A 24,922-nucleotide genomic window follows, 5' to 3' on the forward strand; every position below is an offset into this window, starting at 1 on the left:
CTAATGGCGCCTTTTTCGTAGGTATTAAATCAGTGCTTATTTTAATGCATTAATACGCGCATCAAGCGGAGGGTGTGAACTCATTAAGTCCATTAAACCTTTACCAGATGCAATACCAAATGCCATCATCGACCCTTCAAGTTGTGACGGATGATTAACTTTAAGGCGCTCAAGTGCCGCACGCATTTTGGTTGCACCAACAAGGTCTGCAGCGCCTTTGTCAGCAGCAAACTCTCGTTGACGGCTAAAATACGCCACTACAAAGCTTGCTAAAATACCGAATAATACTTGGAAGATCATATCAAAGATAAAGTATGTCCAAGAACCACCCGACTCTTCTTCATCGCTATTTAAGAAGTTGTCGACAATACCTGCAAGTACCTTTGAGATGGCAATTACAAACGTGTTTACAACGCCTTGAATAAGCGTAAGTGTAACCATGTCGCCATTGGCAATATGTGATACTTCATGGGCGAGAACGGCTTCTGCTTCGTCTTGACTCATGTTGTGTAACAAACCAGTACTTACTGCAACCAGTGAATTATTTTTACTTGGACCTGTTGCAAACGCATTCATTTCAGGACTGTCGTAAATAGCTACCTCTGGCATTGCAATATTCGCTTTTTTAGCTTGCTCTGCAACACGCTCAACTAACCACTTTTCTACGTCAGAACGCGGTTGCTCGATAACATGGGCACCGGTTGATTTTTTCGCCATCCATTTCGACATAAACAGCGAAATAAACGAGCCACCAAAACCAAACAACGTGGCAATTAATAAAATGCCACCTAAGCTTCGGTGTTCTATGCCTAGTACTGACATAATGACCGACAGCACAATACCTAACACCAGCATCACCGCTAGGTTTGTAATTAAAAACAATACAACTCTTTTCATTGTTACCTCAAAATGTGTTTTCTACCGTTTTATATAGTGTCTTTTGATTACGTTTCAAGATAAATTTACAAAATGACACACATATTATTTAAAACTAAACACACCATGAAATTTACATAAAGTTATTTAGCGCGTGTTGATCTTTTTGGTCAAATCCAAACTATGTTAATCGCGGCGTCGCTTTGTAGATCTAGTGGGCTAAGTTAAAAAGCGACAACACGCTCTCGTTTCAATTAACTAAATTAAGTGCAGTGTTAAGAGCTTGATACACTTGAAGCTTGGGTTTGTCGTTTTTACAGTTAGGCGCAATGGCCAATAATGGGCAATCTAAACGTGCTTTTAGGGTTTGCAGATTTTCGTCTTGTTCTAACATGCCATCGTCAACATAATTGGCAATCCAACCAACACATTTCACGCCGCTTTGTTTTATATGACTTAAAGTCAATAATGCATGATTTAAACAGCCTAATTTTAGACCAACGACTAAAATCACCGGTAAATTTTGTTCGGCAACCCAATCTGACAATAAGTCACTATCATTAATTGGCAATGCCCAACCGCCTGCACCTTCTATTATTAAATGATCAAGCTCGTGGTGCTTAAACACATCTAAATGGTCTGATAGTGCAGTTTTACTTATCTCTACACCGGCTTTTTTTGCTGCAATATGTGGCGCAATGGGTGGTTCGAAGCAAAACGGATTAATCAATTTGTACGGCAGGGCTACATTGCCAGACTCCAGCAGTGTTAACGCGTCTTCATTGACGAGCTCACCAAACGCCTGCTCAGCCCCTGCGGCAATCGGCTTAAAACCAGTAACGGCTCGTTTATGTTGTTTAACATATTTAATTAAAAGGCTCGATACATAGGTTTTACCTACTTCTGTATCTGTGCCAGTTATAAAAACTTGATTCATTTCTCTATCACTATATAAGCAACTTGGTAACTTACCGGAAATTGCCCCTGCTCTTTTGGATAATTAGCTAACAATGCACGGTATTTACGTTTACCCATCAATCCACTGCGCTGCTCGCTACTATTAACTTTATGATTTGCACCAATTTCTTTAATAGATTGTAAGGCAAGCTTAGGGCTATCGTAAAATATTTTATGATGACAAAAGCTACTACTGATTAATTTAAACCGCGTATGCGCTACTGCATTGGCGATATCGTTTTGTGTTACAAAGCGATTTATGTGAGGCTCATTGTCGAGCACTGAGAAAGCATGTTTAATTTCCTGTAACGTGCCATCGGCTACAATGCTAAAGTGTGCGCGACCACCTGGTTTTAAAACACGGTAAAAGTGGGTTAAAAGTGCCGCTAAATCACTACTCCATTGCATTGCAAAATTACTAAATATCAGGTCAAAACAGTCGGCCTGAAACGGCAAGGTATCCATATCAGCGCAGATGCTAGGTGTAACAGTTTGTTGCAACATGCTTTCACTTAAATCCATGCTTACAAGATAATCGCAGCGTTTTTTCAGTTCAAACGAATTAACAAAGGGGCCACAGCCTAAATCTAGCGCGACCTTATACCTTGCACCCAATGATTTTAACAGTATGTCGGCTGCTTGCTTTTGCACATGGGCATGACTTTGATAGCGCTCTGCCGCTCTAGAAAAATGAGATGCAGTGGCTTGCTTATTGGTTAACGCAGACAACATCATAACAACTTTAACCCTTCAACAAGATGATTTATCAACTGTTCAATATCTGCTGCTTGGTGTGCAGCGGTAAGCGTTATTCTTAGCCGTGCTGTATTATGAGGGACCGTTGGTGGTCTAATTGCCGTAAGCCAAATACCATTTGATTTTAAATGCTCACTCAGCGCTAAACAGCTTTCACTATCGCCGAGCACCAGCGGTTGTATGGCGCTATTTGACGGCATGAGAGCGAGGTTATGATTGCTTGCAAGGGTTTTAAAATACGCAATATTGTCTTTAAGGCGTGCCCGTTTTTCATCGGCACTGTAAAGCCGTTTTAATCGCGAAAGCGTGGCCGATGCAAGCCAAGGCGACATTGCTGTTGAATAAGTATAATCGCGGTTAAATTGCAATAAATAGTCGGCCACATTTTGGCTACATAACACAGCTGCGCCGCTGCTTGCGCAAGCTTTGCCAAAAGTGATAATTAGTATTTGTGGTTTAAGATCATCACAGCTGCCTAAACCATGATTACCCATTACACCAAAACCATGTGCATCATCAATCATTAACCAAGCATTATGTTGTTTTGCGATGTGCGCAAGTTCAGCTACCGGTGCGCTATCACCATCCATTGAAAACACCCCTTCACTCACAATCAACTTATGCTGCGCTTTTGATTTTTCTAAACGACGCGTTAAATGTTTTAAATCGTTATGATTAAAGCGAGTATTCGTCGCGTTTGCTGCGAGGCCGCCGTCAATTAAGCTGGCATGATTTAGTTTATCTTGAAAGATTTCACTATTGGCTTCATTCATCAAACTTTTAAGCACACTAGCGTTAGCGCTAAAGCCTGAATTAAACAATAAACACGCTTGATAATTGAGCTTAGACTTAAGGTGATTTTCAAGTGCGATATGCGCGCTTTGATAGCCAGTAACTAACGATGAACTACTTGCACCTAAGGTGTTTTCTAAACCCGTAATTGGCTCCTCACCTAAACCAAGGTAGTCGTTTGATGCGAAATTTAAATACTGTGTATTATTTCTAAGCAAAAAACGCGGGCCAACACGTTCAAAGGCAATGCGCTGACGGTATAAAGACGCTTGCTGCCTAGCGGCAAGCGTCTTACTTAAATATTCAAACGCCATTTATGCTGGATAAAATAGTTCTGATGTTTCTTTATCAGCGATTGCTGATTCTAACGACGCTTGATATGCCTCATCGGAATAATCTTCAGCACTTTCAGGTGACATACCTAGCTTTTTAATTAGCATCATATCGCTGTCTGCTTCTGGATTATCCGTAGTAAGTAATTTATCACCATAAAAAATTGAATTAGCGCCAGCAAAGAAACACATTGACTGCATCTGTTCATTCATCGCCGTACGCCCTGCACTTAAGCGAACGTAACTTTTTGGCATCATAATGCGTGCAACCGCAATCGTACGAATAAACTCAAAATGATCTAAATCGTCCACATCTTCAAGTGGCGTGCCTTTTACTTTTACTAGCATGTTAATTGGCACACTTTCTGGTTGCTTTGGTAAATTTGCAAGCTGCATTAATAAACCGTAACGGTCCTTCGCTTGTTCGCCCATGCCAACAATGCCACCCGAGCATACTTTCATACCCGCGTCACGCACGTGATCAAGGGTATCAAGTCTATCTTGGTAGGTTCGTGTTGTGATGATTTGTTGGTAATATTCAGGTGAGGTATCTAAGTTATGGTTGTAATAGTCCAGTCCCGCATCACGCAGTGCATGAGCTTTGTCGTTATCAAGCATGCCCAGCGTCATACAGGTTTCAAGACCCAGTTCTTTAACCTCTTTCACCATTTTTGCAATGTACGGCATATCGCGATCTTTCGGATCAGACCAAGCAGCCCCCATACAAAAACGTGTAGCACCCTTATTTTTAGCAATACGCGCTTGTTCGACTACTTTCTCAACTTCCATCAAACGCTCGCGTTCTAAATCCGTTTTATAATGGCCTGATTGAGGGCAGTACTTACAATCTTCAGGACATGCGCCCGTTTTAATAGATAACAGCGTAGAAATTTGTACTTTGTTTGGATTAAAGTGTTGACGATGAACACTGGCAGCTTGAAACAGTAAATCGTTAAACGGCATATTAAATAATGCTTTTACTTCACTGAGTGTCCAGTTATTACGCACCTGAGCTTGTTCCATGGAATTCTCGTTTTTATTTGTTTCTCGAACTTAATTTCGCTAGTCTACGCAGCAACACCTCATTGTCAACCAAACGCAAGCTTTAAGGGTTTACATTTGAATACTAAAGAAACAATTGATTTGGATTTTGATAAAAATCATTTATGGCACCCCTACACGTCAATGATAAATCCCCTGCCGGTGTACCCAGTTACACATGCTGATGGCGTGCATATTCATTTGGAAACGGGTGAAAAATTAATTGATGGAATGGCCTCATGGTGGAGCGTTTTGCATGGCTACAATAACGTTGAACTTAACAACGCAATAAAGCAACAAGTTGATAAAATGAGTCATGTGATGTTTGGCGGTTTAACCCACCAACCTGCCGTTGACCTTGGCAAAAAACTACTCGACATTACACCACACTCGCTTACGCGTATCTTTTTAGCCGATTCTGGCTCCGTTGCTGTAGAAGTTGCCATTAAAATGGCAATGCAATATTGGCGCAGTAAAGGTAATACGCGTAAAAACAAACTTATGGCGCTAAGTAAAGGTTATCACGGTGATACATTTGCAGCGATGAGTGTATGCGATCCAGTTAACAGCATGCATTCGTTATACAAAGGTTTTTTACCAGAGCACTATTTTGTTCCCGCACCAAAAAGTAAGTTTGATGAAGCATTCGACCGTTCAGAGCGCGATGTATTAGCACAATACTTTGACAAGCATCACACGGATATCGCAGCCTTTATTTTAGAGCCGATTGTACAAAATGCTGGCGGTATGAATTTTTATCACAGCGACTACTTAAAAGCGGTTCGCGAATTATGTGATGAGTACGACATACTGCTAATTTGTGATGAAATCGCTACGGGCTTTGGTCGTACAGGAAAAATGTTTGCCGTTGAACATGCCAATGTTGAGCCTGATATTATGTGTATTGGTAAAGCAATGACCGGTGGTTATATGACGCTATCGGCAACCTTAACAACGGATAAAGTTGCAATTGGCATTAGTGAAGGCGATGCAGGTGTAATGATGCATGGCCCAACGTTTATGGCAAACCCCCTTGCCTGTGCCGTTGCCAATAAAAGCATTGAATTACTGCTTAAAACTGACTGGCAAAGTAATATTACGCGCATTGAACATTGTTTTAAAACACACTTACAAACGCTTGAAAATGTAGATTCTGTGGCAAATGTTCGTATTCTCGGGGCAATTGGTGTTGTTGAAATGACGCAAGCGGTTGACGTTGCCAAAGTGCAAAAACAACTAATTGAACATGGCGTGTGGTTAAGGCCGTTTGGCAAACTGATTTATATGATGCCGCCTTATATCATGCAAGATGCGTCAATCATCAAAATGTGTAATGCAATTAAATCGATTTTGTAGGATTTAGGGCCTAATGGCTTACCATTCAAATAGGTAAGCCATTTTGTTGATGGTTTTTAGCGGTACTTTATGAATGTTGCGCTGATAATAAAGATGCTGCATTGCCTTATCTTTAATTTCACCTACCACCACTTCTTTTACTTGATAACCAAGCGCGTGCGCTGCTTCAGCATACGCAATAAATTCCCACTTTTTAATGTTGGTGTTATCCAAAATCACCAATGGAATTTCCTGGCTCAACGCACGAATAAAACGCGCTAAATTAAGATTATGATATTCACTTAGCTTGGCTTTATCAAAACGATATTGACCATCGCTGATAAAAAAATCGTCGGTTGAACAAATTACAAATTGCCCTTCATCGCCATTTACCATTTCATCACACAAACTCTGAGCGTAATGACTTTTCCCTGAGCCTGGCAGACCCCTTAAAATAAACACTTGTTTCATCTAAACAAAATTACCAATAAACAAATAATACAAATAACTAATAAACTGATCTGATTAACCGCGATACTATCACCACTGCGGCGGTTATAACGCTGACGCATGATGATTGAAATGCTCGATATAATACCAGTTAAGATTAAAAAAAGAATCAGCAAGTTACGTGGCGTCATCAACCAATGATCACGATGCGATAAACCAAAATACCGGATAATGCCATATTCAAGCTCTGGCCTTGCGTAGTGAAACATAATCAGCGCGAGTAAAAAGAAAAACCACGCGATAATTGATAACGCATGTAATACGTTTTGCCTCATAGGTGATTTGCTGCGCCTTTCTTTTATCATACGCGTCAGTTATTCAATGAAATTTCACTATTTTTAAGCATATTACACATTATCGGGAAATTTGCTGTTTTTTTATTTTTCTTTCACAGGTAAGATAACAAACTTTCTTAGCGCATGCTAAGTAAGAACAACAAGAATTTATTTAGGCATTTTAATCATTGGAGTGAAAATGAGCCATATAGCTATCACAGACCTTTTGAAAGGCCGTGTAGAAGTAGGTGCAACCGTTACTATTAAAGGTTGGATCCGCACACGTCGCGATTCAAAAGCAGGAATCTCTTTTTTAGCCGTTCATGACGGTAGTTGTTTCGATCCTATTCAAGCTGTGGTACCGAATTCACTCAATAATTATGAAGAAGTGACCAAGCTTACTGCAGGCTGTTCAGTAACGGTTGTTGGTACAATCGTAGAATCACAAGGCCAAGGCCAATCGTTTGAGATTCAAGCGGAATCGGTAGAAGTTGTAGGTTGGGTAGAAAACCCAGATACGTACCCTATGGCTGCAAAGCGTCACAGTATTGAATATTTACGTGAACACGCACATTTACGTCCTCGCACTAATATTATCGGTGCAGTAACGCGTGTTCGTAACTGCTTATCACAAGCAATTCACCGTTTTTACCACGAGCGTGGTTACGTTTGGATTTCTACACCTATTATCACAGCTAGTGACTGTGAAGGTGCGGGTGAAATGTTCCGTGTATCAACTCTCGATATGCAAAACTTACCGCGCACTGATAAAGGTGATATAGATTACAGCGAAGACTTCTTTGGTAAAGAAGCATTCTTAACAGTATCTGGCCAGCTAAACGGCGAAACTTACTGTTCAGCAATGTCAAAAATCTACACTTTTGGCCCAACATTCCGTGCTGAAAACTCAAATACCTCTCGTCACTTAGCTGAATTCTGGATGGTTGAGCCTGAAGTTGCATTTGCAGATCTTAACGATATTGCAGCGCTTGCAGAAGATATGCTGAAATACGTATTTAAAGCAGTACTTGAAGAGCGCCGTGATGACATGGAATTCTTTGCACAACGTGTTGAGAAAACCGCTATTTCACGTTTAGAAGACTTTGTTGAAAAAGATTTCGCACAAGTTGACTACACAGACGCTGTTGAAATTCTTAAAGGCTGTGGCAAAAAGTTCGAATTCCCAGTTGAATGGGGTGTAGATTTACAATCAGAGCACGAGCGCTATCTTGCAGAAGAGCACTTTAATGCACCAGTAGTTATTAAAAACTACCCGAAAGACATTAAAGCTTTCTACATGCGTCAAAACGAAGACGGCAAAACAGTTGCAGCAATGGACGTTGTTGCACCTGGTATCGGTGAAATCATTGGCGGCTCACAACGTGAAGAACGTTTAGACGTACTTGATGCACGTTTAGAAGAAATGGGCTTAGACAAAGAAGATTACTCTTGGTATCGCGATTTACGTAAGTACGGTACTGTTCCTCACTCAGGTTTCGGCCTAGGTTTTGAACGCCTTGTAGCATACGTAACGGGTATGGGTAACGTACGTGACGTTATCGCCTTCCCGCGTACAAAAGGTTCAGCTACTTACTAAACGCTTATCGTTTAATTAAGTACACTTAATGAAAAACCGGCAAATGCCGGTTTTTTTGTTTTTGTTATTTTAGCCTAGGGTCTGTTGATCTTTGCTGTTCTATTTTTGTTCTGTTTGAGCGTGCTTTTATCGCGGCGCTCGATGTGTGGCCTAGTAATCTAAGCGAATATCGAGCAACAATGAGAAAAGTGCGCTCAAAAGAACCGTTCGGCAGCGCTTGATTGGCTTTTCTACTGTGTTATCGGCTAGCTCACATAGAATAACTATGCCACGCAGCCTCCGCCTTGTATAAAACCCAATCAAACTGCTGCAAAAACGAACTTGAAAGGTCAACAGACCCTAGTAATCTGCTACATCAACAGGCTTATAAAGCACATGATAATCAATAATCTGCTCACGCAACTTTTTACACGTATAGTGTTTTGTGGCGAATCAACCTAGGTTTATAAAAAGAACCATAAAAAAAGCCTTGCTAAAGAAGCAAGGCTTTTACAATTGGAATAAGGTTGTGTTGTTACAAAGATGCTTCTAATTCTGGAAGTACATCAAATAAATCAGCAACTAGACCATAATCGGCAACTTGGAAGATTGGCGCGTCGGGATCTTTGTTGATTGCAACAATCACTTTAGAGTCTTTCATACCTGCAAGATGCTGAATTGCACCGCTAATACCTACCGCGATATAAAGCTGCGGCGCAACAATTTTACCTGTCTGCCCTACTTGCATGTCGTTTGGCACAAAGCCGGCATCAACAGCAGCACGCGATGCACCAATCGCTGCACTAAGTTTGTCTGCGATACCATTTAACAATGCAAAGTTTTCGCCATTTTGCATACCACGACCACCTGAGATGATCACATCTGCTGCGGTAAGTTCTGGGCGTTCACTTTCTGTTTCTTGTTGTGAAACAAAACTGCTTAGGGCGTTCTCTTTAACTGCATCAAACGATGAAACAGCTACTGGCGCTTGCTCACCTGCTACATCAAACGCACTCGAACGTACCGTAACAATGTGTTTATCTTCACTACTTTGTACCGTAGCAATTGCATTACCAGCATAAATTGGACGCTTAAATGTATTTTCGTCAATCACTTCGATAATGTCAGAAATTTGCACTTTGTCTAACAGTGCAGCCACTCGCGGCATAAAGTTTTTGCCTGTTGTGGTTGCAGCTGCGAAAATATGTGAATAATCACCTGATAAATCGACAACAAGATCTGCCATATTTTCTGCAAGTTGATGCTCTAATGCTGCATTATCGGCGACAATCACATTTGAAATACCGTCTATTTTGCTTGCAGCTTCTGCTACTGCGGCTACGTTAAAACCTGCAACTAAAACCGTGATCGACTTACCAAGCTTTTGCGTGGCTGAAACTACTTTAGCTGTGTCGTTTTTAAGCACGCCATGTTCGTGCTCTGCAATAATAAGTACTGACATTAGATCACCTTCGCTTCATTTTTTAGTTTTTCAACTAGCGTTGCAACGTCTGCGACAATTTCGCCTGCTTCACGCTTGCTTGGCTCTTCTACCTTTAAGGTTGTAATACGCGGCGTAACATCAACACCAAGATCCTCTGCGGTTAATACATCAAGCGGCTTGCGCTTAGCCTTCATAATATTAGGGAGCGTTGCATAACGAGGTTCATTCAGGCGAAGATCCGTAGTCACAACCGCTGGTAAATTAACCGAAATTGTTTGTAAACCACCATCAACTTCACGTGTCACATTAAGTTTATCGCCATCAACTACAACTTCTGAGGCAAATGTTGCTTGTGCACGGTTTGTTAACGCGGCAAGCATCTGACCTGTTTGGTTGTTATCAGAATCAATCGCTTGTTTGCCTAAAATGACTAACTCTGGGTTTTCTTGCTCTACAACTTTGGCAAGTAGCTTAGCTACATGCAGCGACTCCAAACGTTCGCTGGTGTCAATTTGGATTGCTTTGTCTGCACCGAGTGCAAGTGCTGTACGAAGCTGTTCTTGGCAAGCCTTATCACCAATTGATACAACGACAACTTCGGTTGCGTTGCCTGCTTCTTTAATGCGGATAGCTTCTTCCACCGCGATTTCACAAAATGGGTTAAGGGCCATTTTTACATTATTAAGATCAACATCACTATTGTCGGCTTTTACGCGCGCTTTTACGTTATAGTCGATCACTCGTTTGACCGGAACTAGGATTTTCATAACCTCTCCTTTAATGTTTACGCGTACGTAAACCTAGGTAAACTTATTTAACCGTTATTTGGTTTTAAGGCTACTTCCTGTTGACGTAAACGTCAACCTAAAATATGCTAAAGCCAATAACAGGTTATTTGGTTAACAAAGACCAGCTTAATTCAACAGGGGCAATATCATGGTACAACGTGAAACCATGGAGTTTGATGTAGTTATTGTAGGCGCTGGGCCTGCAGGCTTATCAAGCGCTATAAAACTGGCACAACTAGCACAAGAAAATGAACAAGAATTAATGATTTGTGTTGTTGAAAAAGGTTCAGAGGTCGGAGCTCATATCTTATCAGGCGCGGTATTTGAACCCCGTGCACTTAATGAATTACTACCAAATTGGCAAGAACTTGGCGCCCCACTTAATACTAAAGTGAGTCAAGATGACATTTATTGGTTCAATGATGAACGTAGTGCGAAAAAGCTACCTGCTTTCGCCACGCCAAAAACGTTCCATAATGACGACAACTACATCGTTTCCATGGGTAATGTATGTCGTTTTTTAGCACAACAAGCAGAAAACCTGGGGGTAGAAATTTTTCCAGGGTTTAGTGCACATTCACTGATTATTGAAGATGATGCGGTAAAAGGCATAATCACAGGTGATATGGGCGTAAGCGAATCTGGTGAAGAAAAAGATGGCTTTATGCCAGGTATGGAACTTCGCGCTAAATACACTATTTTTGCTGAAGGTTGCCGCGGCCATTTAGGCAAAGAGCTGAACAGTACATTTAAACTAGATGAAGGTAAGTCACCACAACATTATGGTTTAGGGTTTAAAGAAATCTGGGAAATTCCGAGCGAACACCATAAACCCGGGCTTGTTGTACATGTTGCAGGCTGGCCACTTGATAAAGATACCGGCGGCGGCTCTTATATGTATCATGGCGATGACAATCAAGTGGTTGTTGGTTTAATCATTGATTTAAACTACAGCAATCCGCACCTGTCACCGTTTGATGAATTTCAGCGCATGAAACACCATCCGGTGTTTGCAGATACACTGAAACACGGTAAACGCATAGCTTATGGCGCACGGGCCATCGCAAAAGGTGGTTTGAACTCATTACCTAAAATGACGTTTCCAGGTGGTGTGTTAGTTGGCTGTAATGCTGGTACTCTTAATTTTGCCAAGATTAAAGGTAATCACACCGCAATGAAGTCAGGCATGCTGGCCGCGGAAAGTATCTTCACTGCGATACAGGAAAATAAAGCTAATACAGAGCTCGATGACTTTGCATCGCGTTTTGAGAATTCATGGCTTTATCAAGAATTAAACAGCAGCAAAAACTTTGGCCCAGCAATGCATAAGCTAGGTAAATTTTTTGGCGGTATGTATAACACCATTGACCAAAACTTATTTAATGGCGGTTTACCGTTTAACTTTAAAGATGACACACCTGATCATGCATGCCTTGAACCAGCTAGTCGCCATTCAGAAATTAACTATGCAAAACCTGATGGCACGCTCAGTTTTGATAAACTGAGTTCGGTTTTTTTATCAAGCACTAACCATGAAGAAGATCAGCCATGTCACTTGAAACTGGCAGATAATACAATACCGCTTGGTAATAACTTATCTGAATACAATGAGCCTGCACAGCGCTATTGCCCAGCAGGCGTGTATGAAATTAACGAAGTTGAAGGTCAACCGACGTTCGTTATTAATTCGCAAAACTGCATCCACTGCAAAACCTGCGATATTAAAGATCCGAGCCAGAACATTACTTGGGTCACACCTGAAGGTGCTGGTGGACCAAATTATCCGAATATGTAATTTCCAATTGTATTTATCAAAGGCATGCTCTCCCACGAGAGCATGCCTTTTTTATTACTTGTTAAAACCTTAGTTATCGCTAATACTCAATAAACAACACACTGATTATCAAGTAATTATGGATAAAGACAGCGTTACATTTAGATTTTTGGCAGAACCTACCGACGTTAACTTTGGCGGTAAAGTACACGGTGGTATTGTTATGAAGTGGATTGACCAAGCGGGTTATGCTTGTGCAGCGCTGTGGAGTGGTCATTACTGTGTTACCGTATCAGTTGCGGCAATAAAATTCCATCGCCCTATTCTTGTTGGGCAACTTGTTGAAGTTGAAGCCAAAATAGCTAATACCGGTAAAACCAGTATGCAAATATTTATCGCTGTTCGCTGTGGCGATCCGAAATCTGGGCAGATGGTAGAATCGAATAATTGCATCATCAATTTTGTTGCTACGGATCAAGCGGGTTACCCTGTACCGGTTCCTGCCTTTGAAGCAAAAACCGCAAATGAAAAACGTATTCAAAAATACGCGCAGAAGATGAAAGACATGTCACTGCAAGCGGAAAAAGTGTTCGAACAAGAAATGAAAGAAGAATAATTTTATTCAACACGTTTTATGGCAAAATAGGCGCTTTTACAGTGCCTATTTAAGTTTGTTAGTGTTATGAATGACTACCAAGTAAGTCCAATTGCCTTTATCGAATCTCCCTATAAACAAAAATTTGCGATACCTCGCCAGCCTCGCCTTATTCCAGAAGCAAAAGCCAAGTGTAAATTTGTTGGTGAGTTTAACCGTGAAGAGTTTGTTCGTGGCATTGAAGACTTTAGCCATGTTTGGCTTATTTTTCGTTTTCATGAAACGGCCGATAAAGGCTGGTCGCCATTGGTTCGCCCACCTCGTTTAGGCGGTAACGATAAAAAAGGTGTGTTTGCAACCCGCGCCACCTTTAGACCAAATGGCATTGGTATGAGTGCAGTTAAGCTCGAAGGTGTGCACTATGAAAATGGTCAACTTTGGCTTGAGCTGTCAGGTATAGACTTACTTGATGGTACGCCAATTCTTGATATCAAACCCTATTTACCCTATTCCGACAGCCTACCAAATGCGACTGCAGGGTTTGCAGATACGCGCCCAGAAACGCCATTAGTTGTTGAGTTTGCAGATAAAGCTATTACGTTTTGTGAGAATAACTCGGCACTTTATCCTGAGCTACAAAGCTTTATTGAAAAAGTATTAAAACAAGACCCGCGACCGGCCTATAAAAAAACGAAAGTCGGGCTACAAGAATACGGCATGAGCTTGTTTGATTTAAATATTAAATGGCAAGTGATTGAAAGCGACGTTACCGTATTAGAAATTAGTAAAAATAGCGAAAAGCCAGCATAGTAAGGCTTTTGAATTTTTACATACACTGATAAACTTAGCGCCTTACCTTATAAAAATAGATTTAACATTTCGGAAAGCAAATGCGTACTAGTCAATATATTTTAGCGACGTTAAAAGAAACGCCATCTGATGCAGAAATTATCAGCCATCAGCTTATGTTACGCGCGGGAATGATCCGCAAACTAGCATCGGGTTTATACACTTGGTTACCAAGTGGTTTAAAAGTGCTACGTAAAGTAGAAAACATTGTTCGTGAAGAAATGAACAAAGCCGGTGCGATTGAAATGTTAATGCCCATTATCCAGCCAGCCGACCTTTGGCAAGAGTCTGGTCGTTGGGAGCAATTTGGCCCAGAATTACTGCGTATTAATGACCGTCACAACCGTCCTTTTGCGTTAGGTCCTACGCACGAAGAAGTTATTACTGAATTTGTTCGTAAGGAAATTAGCAGTTACAAACAACTGCCAGTAAATCTTTATCAAATCCAGACTAAAGTACGTGACGAAGTTCGCCCACGCTTTGGTGTGATGCGTGCGCGCGAATTCACCATGAAAGATGCTTATTCTTTCCATTTAAGTGAAGAGTGCTTAAATGAAACGTATAAGAGAATGCACCAAGCATACTGTAATGTTTTTGAGCGTTTAGGGTTAGATTACCGCCCTGTTATTGCAGATACTGGTTCAATCGGTGGCTCTGTTTCTCATGAATTCCACGTACTTGCAGAATCTGGTGAAGATGCCATCGCATTTAGCTCAGAGTCAGACTATGCAGCGAATATTGAAAAAGCTGAAGCGGTAGCACCAAGTATCGAACGCCCTGCACCAGCAAAAGAGCTAAACCGTTTCGATACGCCAAATGCAAAAACAATTGAAGATCTAAAACAGCAGCATGGTGTTAAACCACACCGCGGCGTTAAGACATTAATTGCCTACGGCGCGCCAAATGAGAACGAAGAACGCGGTTTAGTTGCACTCGTTGTCCGTGGCGATCATGAACTGAATGAGCTTAAAGCTGAAAAGCTAACGCTCGTTGATTCACCACTTGAGTTTGCAACGGAAGAAGACATTGTTAAAGCAACGGGTGCAAAGCCAGGTTCTCTTGGCCCTGTTGGTCTAAATATGCCAATTATTGTTGACCGTTCCGCGGCTTTAATGGCGGATTTTGTTGCTGGTGCGAACGAAGATGGTGTTCACTACAGTGGCATTAACTTCGACCGTGACGTTACGGACTACACAGTTGAAGATATTCGTAATGTTGTGGAAGGCGATCCTAGCCCATGTGGTAAAGGCGTATTAAATATCAAACGTGGTATTGAAGTTGGTCATATTTTCCAGCTTGGCACAAAGTACTCTGAGGCAATGAAAGCAGGCGTACTTGCTGAAAGCGGTAAAAACCAAATTATGACTATGGGTTGTTATGGTATCGGTGTGTCGCGCATAGTTGCTGCTGCAATTGAACAAAACCACGACCAATACGGTATTAAATGGCCGACTGCCCTTGCTCCGTTTGAGCTGGCAATTGTACCAATGAATATGCACAAGTCGCATCGTATTCCAGAAATTGCTGACAAGTTATACGCAGATCTTCAAGCTGCTGGTATTGATGTATTATTTGATGATCGTAAAGAGCGCCCAGGCGTAATGTTTAACGATATGGAACTAGTTGGCGTACCGCATACGTTAGTGATCGGTGAGCGTAATCTAGACAACAATCAAATCGAATATAAAAATCGTATTACAGGTGAAAAAGAACTTATTGACCTAGATAACGCGATTGAAGCAATTATTAACCTAGTTAAATCATAATTGTAAGATAATAAAAAAGCGCTGTGTTATCACAGCGCTTTTTTTGTGTCTTTTAAAAAGGATAGGCATAGCCCCTATCCTTTTTTGAAATTAGGCTTTGTTTTCTTCTTTCGCCCAAGAATCACGTAAGCCAACAGTACGGTTAAATACTAACCCTTCTGCTTTACTATCTCGACAGAAATAGCCTGTACGTTCAAACTGGTAACCTACTTCAGCTTCTACATCGGCAAGTGCTGGCTCAACAACCGCAGAGGTTAAACTTACTAAAGACTCTGGGTTCAATACAGTTGTAAAGTCTTCTTCTGCTGCCGGGTTAGGCACAGTAAATAAACGGTCGTATAAACGTACTTCGGCAGGAACACCGTGGCTTGCACTTACCCAGTGAATAACGCCTTTTACTTTACGGCCATCACTTGGATTTTTACCCAGTGTTTCATTGTCGTAAGTACAGTAAATAGTAGTAATGTTACCTGCATCGTCTTGGTCAACACGTTCCGCTTTAATGACATAAGCACCACGTAAACGTACTTCTTTACCCAGCACTAAACGTTTATATTTTTTGTTCGCTTCAAGACGGAAGTCTTCACGCTCAATAAATACTTCACGCGTGAAAGGAACGATACGCGTGCCCATTTCTTCGATATTTGGATGATTTTGAACGTTTAGTTCTTCCACTTTATCTTCTGGGAAATTTTCGATTACTACTTTAATCGGATCAAGTACTGCCATTGCACGCGGCGCATTTTCGTTTAGGTCATCACGGATACATGCTTCTAACATGCCCATTTCTACCATGTTATCTTGCTTTGTAACGCCAATGCGCTTACAGAATTCACGTACCGAAGCTGGTGTATAACCACGACGCTTTAAACCCGCGATCGTTGGCATACGCGGGTCATCCCAACCTTCTACGTGCTTTTCTTCAACTAATGCATTTAACTTACGCTTACTCATTAGTGTGTATTCAAGATTTAAACGAGAAAACTCAATTTGTTGTGGATGACATTCAAGTGAAATGTTATCTAACACCCAATCGTATAGACGTCGGTTATCTTGGAACTCAAGAGTACAAAGCGAGTGCGTAATACCTTCTAGCGCATCTGAAATACAGTGTGTGAAATCGTACATTGGGTAGATGCACCACTTATCACCTGTTTGGTGGTGATGTGCAAAACGAATACGATAAATAATTGGATCGCGTAGCACCATAAATGAGCTCGCCATATCAATTTTCGCACGTAGAACACATTCGCCTTCTTTAAACTCACCATTTTTCATTTTTTCGAAAAGCGCTAAGTTTTCTTCAACACTGGTATCACGGTAAGGGCTGTTTTTACCTGCTTCTGTTAACGTACCGCGGTATTCACGTGCTTCATCTGGTGATAAGAAACATACGTACGCTAGGCCTTTTTCAATTAGCTCTACCGCGTAGCCGTATAGCTCGTCAAAGTAGTTTGACGAATAACAAATATCGCCATCCCAGTTAAAACCAAGCCATTTAACATCTTGTTGAATTGAGTTTACGTAATCGATGTCTTCTTTTTCTGGGTTTGTATCATCAAAACGTAAGTTACATAGGCCGTTGTAGTCTTGTGCAATACCAAAGTTTAGGCAGATAGACTTGGCGTGACCAATATGTAAAAAACCATTCGGCTCTGGTGGAAAACGTGTATGTGTTGCTGCATGTTTTCCTGATGCTAAATCTTTATCAATTAAATTAGTGATAAAGTTTGTTGCTCGATTTTCTGCTTCCGCCATTGCGAAATTTTCCTATATTCATTAAATAATTTAACGGTCTAATTATTACAAATAAAAGGCTCAGCGACTAGCTCCAATCACTTTGCAAGGTTAAAAAAATAACGCTACATTAAGAATTAGATATCATAAAAGTTGTTTAATTTGTGAAAATATTATTTGCATTGTTGTTTATTGTGAGCTGTTCAGTCAAAGCTTCAAATTCTATTACCTTTGCGGTTGGTCATGACCATCTAAAAATGATAAAAGATTACCCTTTTTACGCAGCGTCTTGGAAAATACTAAATGTTGAACTTAATAATATGGGTTATGAAGTTAAAACCAATGTTTCCCCTTGGGCAAGAGCCAAAGAATCAGTAAAAAAAGGAAAAAGTGACGGATTATTTTTGGCAGCAAATTTCAAAGGTAGAGAAAGTTGGGCTTTATTAAGCATTGCTATTGGCCAAGATCAGTTTGGCATATTTCAAAATCATCGCTCTGATCCACTTGCCCCCTTTGGCTCAGTGCGACTACTAAGTAACTATAGTCAATTAACTTTTCTCGACCAAAATAAACAAATTAAAGTTACTACAGCACAAGAAGGCTTGCTGTTATTGAGTAATCAAAAATTACAAGGATTTGTCATGTCACGTAGTTATGGCGACTACTTATTACATAATGAATTACACACATTAAATAAACGAATAGTGTTTAACGAAGAGAAGATAGAAACTTATACGGCGCATATTGCGGTAGGCAAAAACAACCCAAAAAGAGTTGTAATCCTTTCCATTGTGAATAAAGCGATTGGAAATGCCTTTAAGTCAGGCTCTTATAAAAAAATAATGCAAAAACACGGTGTCGAAGAATATCAATTAGTCACTTTTTAAAAGAACTAAGAAAATTATCCAATAAAAAAGGCTGCAGATGCAGCCTTTTTTAGCGATAGATAAATTACCAGCCAGTTTTTTCTGCTAGTGCTTTACCAATATCAGCTAGTGAACGAACAGTCTTAACGCCTGCTGCTTCTAGCGCTGCGAATTTCTCGTCAGCTGTACCTTTACCGCCAGCGATAATCGCACCAGCGTGACCCATACGCTTACCTGGAGGAGCAGTAACACCAGCGATGTAAGAAACTACCGGCTTAGTTACATTAGCTTTAATGTATTCAGCAGCTTCTTCTTCAGCTGTACCACCGATCTCACCGATCATTACGATCGCTTCAGTTTGTGGATCTTTTTCGAACATTTCAAGAACGTCGATGAAGTTAGTACCTGGGATTGGATCACCGCCGATACCAACACATGTTGATTGACCGAAACCAGCATCAGTTGTTTGTTTAACAGCTTCGTAAGTAAGTGTACCAGAACGTGATACGATACCTACTTTACCTGGTTTGTGGATATGACCAGGCATGATACCAATTTTAGTTTCACCCGGAGTGATAACACCTGGGCAGTTTGGACCAATCATGCGAACGCCAGTTTCGTCAAGTTTAACTTTAACGTCAACCATGTCTAACGTTGGAATACCTTCAGTGATACAAACGATTAGCTCGATGCCAGCATCGATAGCTTCAAGGATTGCATCTTTACAGAAAGGAGCTGGTACGTAGATTACAGATGCAGTTGCACCTGTTGCTTCTACTGCGTCACGTACTGTGTTAAATACAGGAAGACCTAGGTGAGTTTGACCACCTTTACCTGGAGAAACACCACCAACCATTTGTGTACCGTACTCAAGCGCTTGCTCTGAGTGGAAAGTACCTTGGCCGCCAGTGAAACCCTGACAGATTACTTTAGTATCTTTGTTAATTAATACAGACATTATTTGCCCTCCGCAGCAGCAACAACTTTCTCAGCAGCGTCAGTTAGTGACTCAGCTGCGATGATGTCTAGACCAGAGTTAGCAAGAACGTCACGACCAAGATCAGCGTTAGTACCTTCTAAACGTACAACTACAGGTACATTTACACCAACTTCTTTAACTGCACCAATGATACCTTCTGCGATCATGTCACAACGTACAATACCACCGAAGATGTTAACTAGTACTGCTTTAACATTGTCATCAGATAAGATGATCTTGAATGCTTCAGCTACACGTTCTTTAGTCGCGCCGCCACCTACGTCTAGGAAGTTAGCTGGCTTGCCACCGTGTAGGTTTACGATGTCCATCGTACCCATTGCAAGGCCTGCACCGTTAACCATACAACCAACGTTACCGTCTAGTGCTACGTAGTTCAGTTCCCACTGAGCTGCGTGTGCTTCACGCTCGTCTTCTTGTGACGGATCGTGCATTTCGCGGATTTTAGGCTGACGGTATAAAGCGTTACCATCTACACCGATTTTACCGTCTAAGCAGTGAAGGTTACCTTCATCAGTGATTACTAATGGGTTGATTTCTAATAGTGCGAAATCGTGGTCATTGAACATGTTAGCAAGACCCATGAAGATCTTAACAAACTGCTTCATTTGCGTAGGGTTTAAACCTAGTTTGAAGCCTAGTTCACGTGCCTGGTAAGCTTGAGGACCTACTAGTGGATCGATCTCAGCTTTATGAATTAGTTCTGGTGTTTCTTCAGCAACTTGTTCGATTTCAACGCCACCTTCAGTAGATGCCATGAAAACAACTTTACGAGAAGCACGGTCTACTACAGCGCCAAGGTATAATTCGTTAGCGATATCTGTGCAGCTTTCAACAAGGATTTTAGCTACTGGCTGACCATTTTCGTCAGTTTGGTAAGTAACTAAGTTTTTACCTAACCAGTTTTGTGCAAATTCTTTGATTTCTTCTTTGCTGTCAGCAAGCTTTACACCGCCCGCTTTACCACGTCCACCTGCGTGAACCTGACATTTAACAACCCACTTGTCACCGCCAATTTTATCAGCAGCTTCTGCAGCTTCCTGAGGAGTGTCACATGCATAACCCTCAGAAACTGGTAAACCATAGTCGGCAAATAATTTCTTTGCCTGATACTCATGCAAATTCATGATGCTTTTCCAATTGTATTACGTAAAGGGTTGAACCGTTGTTCAACCATCCCAAATTGCGCACCTAGTATAGTCGCACCAATCAGGTATGAAAACCCCAGTACGACCAAAGGCGCAAAAAAAAAGCTGCGAATCACTCCACAGCTTATTTTTTAATCCAGATCTATTATACGTCTAATAATAAACGCGTTGGATCTTCTAGTAGTTCCTTAATTGTAACCAAGAAACCAACTGATTCTTTACCATCGATTTGACGGTGGTCATACGATAGTGCTAGGTACATCATAGGTAAAATTTCAACTTTACCATTTACCGCCATTGGACGATCTTGGATTTTGTGCATACCAAGAATAGATGATTGCGGTAAGTTGATGATTGGTGTAGAAAGTAGTGAACCAAATACACCACCGTTTGTGATAGTGAAGTTACCACCTGTCATGTCATCAACAGTAAGTTTACCGTCACGACCTTTAAGTGCTAGTTCACGGATACCTTTTTCAATCTCAGCAACTGATAGCTTGTCACAGTCACGAAGTACTGGTGTTACTAGACCGCGAGGGGTAGAAACTGCAATGCTGATATCGAAATAGTTGTGATAAACAATGTCATCACCGTCGATAGACGCGTTTACTTCAGGGAAGCGCTTAAGTGCTTCAGTAACTGCTTTAACGTAGAAAGACATAAAACCTAAACGGATGCCGTGACGCTCTTCAAATACATCTTTGTATTGCTTACGAAGATCCATGATTGGTTTCATGTTTACTTCGTTAAACGTTGTAAGCATTGCAGTTGAATTCTTAGCCTCTAGAAGACGATTAGCAATTGTCTTACGAAGACGTGTCATAGGAACACGTTTTTGCGTACGCTCACCAAGTGCAACTGCAGGCGCTGCCGCCGCAGGAGCTGAAGCAGGTTTAGCTGCTGGTGCTTTTAAGAATGCGTCTACGTCTTCTTTTGTGATACGACCGCCTTTGCCTGAACCTTTGATTTGTGAAGCATCAAGGCCTTTTTCTGCAATTAGACGACGAACAGAAGGCGTTAACACGTCTGAGTTTTCGTCAGATGCTGCTGGCGCTTCAGCTGTTGCTGCTGGCGCTGCCGCCGCAGGAGCTGCTCCTGCAACTAATTTACCAATGATTTGTTCGCCAAGTACTGTGTCACCTTCTGCGTGAATGTGATCACCCATTACACCATCTTCAGGCGCAACAACTTCAAGAACAACTTTGTCAGTTTCGATGTCTACTAGGTTTTGGTCACGGCTTACCGCTTCACCTGGTTGAACATGCCATGTTGCAATCGTAGCGTCTGCTACTGATTCTGGAAGTACAGGAACTTTAATATCCACTTCTTTACCTTCTGCTGCTGGCGCCGCTGCTGGCGCTGCTGTTGTTTCTGCTGGCGCAGCTGCTGCGTCTGCCGCACCTAATAGTGCAATCACTTGTTCACCAAGTACCGTTGCACTTTCCGTTTGAGAAATTTCCGTAATTACACCATCTTCTGGAGCAACTACTTCTAACACTACTTTATCTGTTTCAATATCAACAAGGTTTTGATCGCGGCTAACTGTATCACCAACGTTCACGTGCCAAGTTGCAACTGTTGCATCAGCAACAGATTCAGGAAGAACAGGAACCTTAATTTCGGTTGTCATCTCTTATTCCTTATTTTTTAATTGTTAGAGCGTCGGCGATCAACGCAGTTTGTTCTTTAGTATGGGTAGACATATAACCACATGCTGGCGATGCTGATGCCTTACGGCCTGCATAGCTTAAGTTAGCACCTTGTGGAATTGCTTCCCAGAAATGGTGTTGCGAGCAATACCAAGCACCTTGGTTTTGTGGCTCTTCTTGACACCATACGAAATCTTTAACATGTTGGTAACGCTGCATAATTGTTTCCATTTCCGCATGTGGGAATGGGTACAATTGCTCAACACGTACAATAGCAACATTGTTTAGCTCTTGTTCACGACGCTGTTGCAGTAGCTCGTAGTATACCTTACCGCTACAGAACACAACACGCTCAACTTTACTTGCATCAATATCATCGATTTCATCAATCATATTGTTGAATACACCCGTTGATAGCTCTTCAAGGCTTGAAACAGCAAGTGGGTGACGCAGCAATGATTTTGGTGTCATAACAATCAATGGACGACGCAGAGGGCGTACTGATTGACGACGGATCATTGCGTAAACTTGAGCTGGCGTTGACGGCACACATACTTGCATATTGTGGTCAGCACATAGCTGTAAAAAGCGCTCTAAACGTGCAGAGCTGTGCTCTGGACCTTGGCCTTCATAACCATGCGGTAGCAATATAGTTAAGCCACATAAACGGCCCCATTTTTGCTCACCAGAACTTAAGAATTGATCAAATACAACCTGTGCACCGTTGGCAAAGTCACCGAACTGCGCTTCCCAACAGACAAGCGATGTTGGTTCTGCAGTTGCATAACCGTATTCAAATGCAAGTACCGCTTCTTCAGATAATACCGAATCGTATACTTCAAACGCACCTTGTTCAGGGCGAATATTTTGTAGCGGTAAATAGGTTGATGCATCTGCTTGGTTGTGTACTACTGCATGACGGTGGAAGAACGTACCACGACCAGAATCCTGACCGGTAATACGAATATCAGTACCTTCGTCTACTAATGATGCGTAAGCAAGTGTCTCAGCCATACCCCAGTCTAACGGCTTTTCGCCCGCTGCCATCGCTTTACGATCATCGTAAATTTTCTTAACGCGAGACTGTGCTTTGTGGTTTTCAGGGTAATTAGAAACTGATTCACCCAATGCTTTCAGCTTATCAAGCGGCAGTGCAGGATCGTATGCAACGTCCCAATCGTGACCAACAAACTTAGACCAATCTGATGAGTGTTTTGTGTCTGGTTGAATTTCATCAACAACACACACACCGTTGTCTAAACCGTTACGATAGTTATCAGCAAGCGCTTTTGCGTCATCAGCACTTAATACGCCTTGAGACACAAGTGCATCAGCGTAAATCTGACGCGGCACAGGGTGCTTTTTGATTTTCTGATACATTAACGGCTGAGTCGCATTTGGCTCATCCGCTTCGTTGTGACCATGACGACGGTAACATACTAAGTCAATTACTACGTCACGCTTAAACTTGTTACGGAAATCAAGCGCAAGTTGCGTTACGAAAGCGACTGCTTCTGGATCGTCTGAATTTACGTGGAAAATTGGTGCCTGCACCATTTTCGCGATATCAGTACAGTATTCAGTTGAGCGAACGTCTTCTTGCTTAGACGTTGTAAAACCAACTTGGTTGTTTACAACGATACGAATCGAACCGCCAACACTAAATGCACGTGTTTGTGATAGGTTGAATGTTTCTTGAACCACACCTTGGCCAGCAATTGCCGAGTCACCGTGAATAGTGATAGGTAGTGCTTTTGAGCCATTCGTACAACCTAAACGGTCTAAACGTGCACGTACTGAACCCATAACCACTGGATTAACGATTTCTAAATGCGACGGGTTAAACGCAAGTGCCATGTGCACGTTGCCGCCCGTAGTTGCGAAATCAGATGAGTAACCCATGTGGTATTTAACGTCACCAGAACCTGCTAATTCACCGTATTTACCAGCGAATTCATCGAACAGAACCTGTGGATTTTTACCAAGTACGTTAACTAAAACGTTTAAACGACCACGGTGCGCCATACCAATAACGGCTTCTTCCTGACCACTTTCCCCTGCTCTGTGAATAAGTTCTTTAAGCATAGGTACTAGCGTATCACCACCTTCTAGTGAGAAACGTTTTGCACCTGGGAATTTAGCACCTAGGTATTTTTCAAGACCATCAGCAGCCGTAAGACCTTTTAAGATGCGTAACTTAGTTTCGTTGCTAAATTGAGGCTGGGCAAAGTTAGATTCTAAACGCTGTTGTAACCAACGCTTTTCTTCTGTAGACGTGATATGCATATATTCAGCGCCAATCGAACCACAGTAGGTTTTCTTAAGTGCTGCATATAAGTCTTTTAGTTTCATAGTGTCACTGCCTGAAGCAAATGACCCTACGTTGAATTCTTTATCTAGGTCAGAATCCGTTAAATCGTGGTGTTCAAGTGTTAAATCACGTACTTTTTCACGCTGCCACAAACCTAATGGGTCAAGGTTCGCATTTTGGTGACCACGGAAACGGTATGCATTAATTAATTGCAGAACCCTAACCTGTTTTGCATCAGATGCGCCACCTGCTGCAACGACTACTTCTTTATGCTTGTTTTTCGCAAGCTCGGCAAATTGTGCTCTTATGTCTGAATGTTTTACATCGACATCTACACCTTCTACTTTCGGTAGTGCATCAAACACTTCACGCCATTCGTCAGAAACTGAACTCGCGTCATCTAAGTACGCTTCATACAGTTCTTCTACGTATGCGACATTACCACCGTTAAAGTGAGAAGACTCTAGCCATGCCTTCATTACACCTTCGTGCATTTATAAGCCCTTTTTACTAGCGCAGAATACTAAGTTTTAGTTAAACGGCGATAA

Annotated in this window: 21 protein-coding genes; 7 read left to right on the forward strand and 14 right to left on the reverse strand. The window is 41.6% G+C overall.

Going from position 1 to position 24,922, the window contains the following annotated elements:
* Window positions 1-36: 36 nt before the first annotated feature.
* The 5 genes from htpX to bioB form a co-directional block, all read right to left on the reverse strand.
* Complete coding sequence (gene htpX, locus L1068_RS14110) at window positions 37-897, reverse strand: protease HtpX (RefSeq protein WP_237130778.1); 861 nt, start codon at window positions 895-897, stop codon at window positions 37-39.
* A gap of 229 nt (window positions 898-1,126) precedes the next feature.
* The gene (gene bioD / locus L1068_RS14115) at window positions 1,127-1,813 is read right to left on the reverse strand and encodes a dethiobiotin synthase (protein ID WP_237130779.1); all 687 of its coding nucleotides are present in this window, start codon (window positions 1,811-1,813) and stop codon (window positions 1,127-1,129) included.
* A complete protein-coding gene (gene bioC / locus L1068_RS14120) occupies window positions 1,810-2,568 on the reverse strand; it encodes a malonyl-ACP O-methyltransferase BioC (RefSeq protein ID WP_237130780.1) in 759 nt (252 codons plus the stop codon). Before bioC ends, bioD begins: the two co-directional genes overlap by 4 nt.
* A complete protein-coding gene (locus L1068_RS14125; RefSeq protein WP_237130781.1) occupies window positions 2,565-3,695 on the reverse strand; it encodes an 8-amino-7-oxononanoate synthase in 1,131 nt (376 codons plus the stop codon). The genes bioC and L1068_RS14125 overlap by 4 nt, the downstream gene beginning before the upstream one ends.
* Window positions 3,696-4,736, reverse strand: a complete 1,041-nt coding sequence (gene bioB, locus L1068_RS14130; RefSeq protein ID WP_105171355.1) for a biotin synthase BioB — start codon at window positions 4,734-4,736, stop codon at window positions 3,696-3,698.
* 96 nt (window positions 4,737-4,832) lie between these two features.
* Between bioB and bioA the strand changes: the two genes are divergently transcribed.
* Window positions 4,833-6,110, forward strand: coding sequence for an adenosylmethionine--8-amino-7-oxononanoate transaminase (gene bioA, locus L1068_RS14135; RefSeq protein WP_237130782.1), 1,278 nt, complete (start codon window positions 4,833-4,835; stop codon window positions 6,108-6,110).
* An 18-nt stretch (window positions 6,111-6,128) separates the two neighbouring features.
* On the opposite strand, the gene L1068_RS14140 is transcribed toward bioA, so the two are convergent.
* Window positions 6,129-6,560: an ATP-binding protein gene (locus L1068_RS14140; protein ID WP_054980702.1), complete on the reverse strand. Its 432-nt coding sequence runs from the start codon at window positions 6,558-6,560 to the stop codon at window positions 6,129-6,131.
* A complete protein-coding gene (locus L1068_RS14145) occupies window positions 6,557-6,874 on the reverse strand; it encodes a hypothetical protein (protein WP_054980701.1) in 318 nt (105 codons plus the stop codon). Before L1068_RS14145 ends, L1068_RS14140 begins: the two co-directional genes overlap by 4 nt.
* Before the next feature lie 199 nt (window positions 6,875-7,073).
* On the opposite strand from L1068_RS14145, the gene asnS reads away from it, so the two are divergent.
* The gene (gene asnS / locus L1068_RS14150) at window positions 7,074-8,471 is read left to right on the forward strand and encodes an asparagine--tRNA ligase (protein WP_237130783.1); all 1,398 of its coding nucleotides are present in this window, start codon (window positions 7,074-7,076) and stop codon (window positions 8,469-8,471) included.
* 514 nt (window positions 8,472-8,985) lie between these two features.
* Here the strand turns inward: asnS and L1068_RS14155 are convergent.
* Together L1068_RS14155 and L1068_RS14160 are read right to left on the reverse strand one after the other, a co-directional pair.
* A complete protein-coding gene (locus L1068_RS14155; RefSeq protein ID WP_237130784.1) occupies window positions 8,986-9,912 on the reverse strand; it encodes an FAD-binding protein in 927 nt (308 codons plus the stop codon).
* The gene (locus L1068_RS14160) at window positions 9,912-10,661 is read right to left on the reverse strand and encodes an electron transfer flavoprotein subunit beta/FixA family protein (RefSeq protein WP_237130785.1); all 750 of its coding nucleotides are present in this window, start codon (window positions 10,659-10,661) and stop codon (window positions 9,912-9,914) included. Before L1068_RS14160 ends, L1068_RS14155 begins: the two co-directional genes overlap by 1 nt.
* Before the next feature lie 169 nt (window positions 10,662-10,830).
* On the opposite strand from L1068_RS14160, the gene L1068_RS14165 reads away from it, so the two are divergent.
* From L1068_RS14165 to L1068_RS14180, 4 genes are all read left to right on the forward strand, one after another.
* On the forward strand, window positions 10,831-12,477 hold the full coding sequence (locus tag L1068_RS14165; protein WP_237130786.1) for an electron transfer flavoprotein-ubiquinone oxidoreductase: 1,647 nt from the start codon (window positions 10,831-10,833) through the stop codon (window positions 12,475-12,477).
* A gap of 118 nt (window positions 12,478-12,595) precedes the next feature.
* Window positions 12,596-13,072, forward strand: coding sequence for an acyl-CoA thioesterase (locus L1068_RS14170; RefSeq protein WP_010560053.1), 477 nt, complete (start codon window positions 12,596-12,598; stop codon window positions 13,070-13,072).
* A gap of 66 nt (window positions 13,073-13,138) precedes the next feature.
* Window positions 13,139-13,861, forward strand: coding sequence for a tRNA (N6-threonylcarbamoyladenosine(37)-N6)-methyltransferase TrmO (gene tsaA, locus L1068_RS14175; RefSeq protein WP_237130787.1), 723 nt, complete (start codon window positions 13,139-13,141; stop codon window positions 13,859-13,861).
* Between the two features lie 80 nt (window positions 13,862-13,941).
* The gene (locus L1068_RS14180; RefSeq protein ID WP_237130788.1) at window positions 13,942-15,666 is read left to right on the forward strand and encodes a proline--tRNA ligase; all 1,725 of its coding nucleotides are present in this window, start codon (window positions 13,942-13,944) and stop codon (window positions 15,664-15,666) included.
* A 90-nt stretch (window positions 15,667-15,756) separates the two neighbouring features.
* Here the strand turns inward: L1068_RS14180 and glnS are convergent, their stop codons facing one another.
* Entirely contained in the window at window positions 15,757-17,424 is a 1,668-nt protein-coding gene (gene glnS, locus L1068_RS14185; RefSeq protein ID WP_237130789.1) for a glutamine--tRNA ligase, read from the reverse strand.
* A gap of 143 nt (window positions 17,425-17,567) precedes the next feature.
* On the opposite strand from glnS, the gene L1068_RS14190 reads away from it, so the two are divergent.
* The gene (locus L1068_RS14190; RefSeq protein WP_237130790.1) at window positions 17,568-18,290 is read left to right on the forward strand and encodes a transporter substrate-binding domain-containing protein; all 723 of its coding nucleotides are present in this window, start codon (window positions 17,568-17,570) and stop codon (window positions 18,288-18,290) included.
* Between the two features lie 64 nt (window positions 18,291-18,354).
* On the opposite strand, the gene sucD is transcribed toward L1068_RS14190, so the two are convergent.
* From sucD to L1068_RS14210, 4 genes are all read right to left on the reverse strand, one after another.
* Window positions 18,355-19,227 (reverse strand): succinate--CoA ligase subunit alpha, encoded by an 873-nt coding sequence (sucD, locus tag L1068_RS14195; RefSeq protein WP_237130791.1) that lies wholly within the window; start codon window positions 19,225-19,227, stop codon window positions 18,355-18,357.
* A complete protein-coding gene (gene sucC / locus L1068_RS14200; RefSeq protein ID WP_010560047.1) occupies window positions 19,227-20,393 on the reverse strand; it encodes an ADP-forming succinate--CoA ligase subunit beta in 1,167 nt (388 codons plus the stop codon). Before sucC ends, sucD begins: the two co-directional genes overlap by 1 nt.
* Window positions 20,394-20,559: 166 nt before the next feature.
* A complete protein-coding gene (odhB, locus tag L1068_RS14205) occupies window positions 20,560-22,044 on the reverse strand; it encodes a 2-oxoglutarate dehydrogenase complex dihydrolipoyllysine-residue succinyltransferase (RefSeq protein ID WP_237130792.1) in 1,485 nt (494 codons plus the stop codon).
* A 10-nt stretch (window positions 22,045-22,054) separates the two neighbouring features.
* A complete protein-coding gene (locus L1068_RS14210) occupies window positions 22,055-24,868 on the reverse strand; it encodes a 2-oxoglutarate dehydrogenase E1 component (RefSeq protein ID WP_237130793.1) in 2,814 nt (937 codons plus the stop codon).
* Window positions 24,869-24,922: the final 54 nt, after the last annotated feature.

The sequence above is a fragment of the Pseudoalteromonas sp. MMG024 genome (genome assembly GCF_021654175.1).
Taxonomy (GTDB): Bacteria; Pseudomonadota; Gammaproteobacteria; order Enterobacterales; family Alteromonadaceae; genus Pseudoalteromonas.

What these genes read in the sequence shown, in the direction of transcription:
- htpX (WP_237130778.1), bottom strand. Translation starts at nt 897, where the DNA reads ATGAAAAGAGTTGTATTGTTTTTAATTACAAACCTAGCGGTGATGCTG.
- bioD (WP_237130779.1), bottom strand. Translation starts at nt 1,813, where the DNA reads ATGAATCAAGTTTTTATAACTGGCACAGATACAGAAGTAGGTAAAACC.
- bioC (WP_237130780.1), bottom strand. Translation starts at nt 2,568, where the DNA reads ATGATGTTGTCTGCGTTAACCAATAAGCAAGCCACTGCATCTCATTTT.
- L1068_RS14125 (WP_237130781.1), bottom strand. Translation starts at nt 3,695, where the DNA reads ATGGCGTTTGAATATTTAAGTAAGACGCTTGCCGCTAGGCAGCAAGCG.
- bioB (WP_105171355.1), bottom strand. Translation starts at nt 4,736, where the DNA reads ATGGAACAAGCTCAGGTGCGTAATAACTGGACACTCAGTGAAGTAAAA.
- L1068_RS14140 (WP_054980702.1), bottom strand. Translation starts at nt 6,560, where the DNA reads ATGAAACAAGTGTTTATTTTAAGGGGTCTGCCAGGCTCAGGGAAAAGT.
- L1068_RS14145 (WP_054980701.1), bottom strand. Translation starts at nt 6,874, where the DNA reads ATGAGGCAAAACGTATTACATGCGTTATCAATTATCGCGTGGTTTTTC.
- asnS (WP_237130783.1), top strand. Translation starts at nt 7,074, where the DNA reads ATGAGCCATATAGCTATCACAGACCTTTTGAAAGGCCGTGTAGAAGTA.
- L1068_RS14155 (WP_237130784.1), bottom strand. Translation starts at nt 9,912, where the DNA reads ATGTCAGTACTTATTATTGCAGAGCACGAACATGGCGTGCTTAAAAAC.
- L1068_RS14160 (WP_237130785.1), bottom strand. Translation starts at nt 10,661, where the DNA reads ATGAAAATCCTAGTTCCGGTCAAACGAGTGATCGACTATAACGTAAAA.
- L1068_RS14165 (WP_237130786.1), top strand. Translation starts at nt 10,831, where the DNA reads ATGGTACAACGTGAAACCATGGAGTTTGATGTAGTTATTGTAGGCGCT.
- L1068_RS14170 (WP_010560053.1), top strand. Translation starts at nt 12,596, where the DNA reads ATGGATAAAGACAGCGTTACATTTAGATTTTTGGCAGAACCTACCGAC.
- tsaA (WP_237130787.1), top strand. Translation starts at nt 13,139, where the DNA reads ATGAATGACTACCAAGTAAGTCCAATTGCCTTTATCGAATCTCCCTAT.
- L1068_RS14180 (WP_237130788.1), top strand. Translation starts at nt 13,942, where the DNA reads ATGCGTACTAGTCAATATATTTTAGCGACGTTAAAAGAAACGCCATCT.
- glnS (WP_237130789.1), bottom strand. Translation starts at nt 17,424, where the DNA reads ATGGCGGAAGCAGAAAATCGAGCAACAAACTTTATCACTAATTTAATT.
- sucD (WP_237130791.1), bottom strand. Translation starts at nt 19,227, where the DNA reads ATGTCTGTATTAATTAACAAAGATACTAAAGTAATCTGTCAGGGTTTC.
- sucC (WP_010560047.1), bottom strand. Translation starts at nt 20,393, where the DNA reads ATGAATTTGCATGAGTATCAGGCAAAGAAATTATTTGCCGACTATGGT.
- odhB (WP_237130792.1), bottom strand. Translation starts at nt 22,044, where the DNA reads ATGACAACCGAAATTAAGGTTCCTGTTCTTCCTGAATCTGTTGCTGAT.
- L1068_RS14210 (WP_237130793.1), bottom strand. Translation starts at nt 24,868, where the DNA reads ATGCACGAAGGTGTAATGAAGGCATGGCTAGAGTCTTCTCACTTTAAC.